Source organism: Treponema sp. R6D11 (genome assembly GCF_054786075.1).
Genome location: NZ_BDHD01001162.1, coordinates 1 through 371, shown reverse-complemented (window position 1 = coordinate 371; position 371 = coordinate 1). Strand labels below are relative to the sequence as shown.

At 51.8% G+C, this 371-nt stretch carries 1 protein-coding gene; it reads left to right on the top strand.

Annotation, left to right across the window (positions count from 1 at the left end; translation table 11 throughout):
• On the top strand, window positions 1–371 hold a 371-nt coding region (locus ACYVTD_RS17935; RefSeq protein ID WP_461248968.1), incomplete at both ends, for a class I tRNA ligase family protein.

Sequence of the window (371 nt, the reverse complement as noted above, 5' to 3'; positions counted from 1 at the left end):
GTCCCAAGCACGATTAAAGACATCATCCCGCGCTATCAGGCGATGAAAGGCAAAAAAGTCGAGCGCCGCTTCGGGTGGGACTGCCACGGACTCCCCGTCGAAAACCTAATCGAAAAAGAACTCGGGCTCAACTCAAAAACCGCAATAGAAAACTACGGCGTAGCCAAATTCAACGAAGCATGCCGAGCCGCCGTCCTGCGTTATGTGAAAGAATGGCGCGCCACAATCACACGCCTAGGACGCTGGGTAGACTTCGACCACGACTACAAAACCATGGAAGCCGACTACATGGAAACAATCTGGTGGGTAATGAAAACCCTCTGGGAAAAAGACTACCTCTACGAAGGACACTACATACTCCCATACTGCCC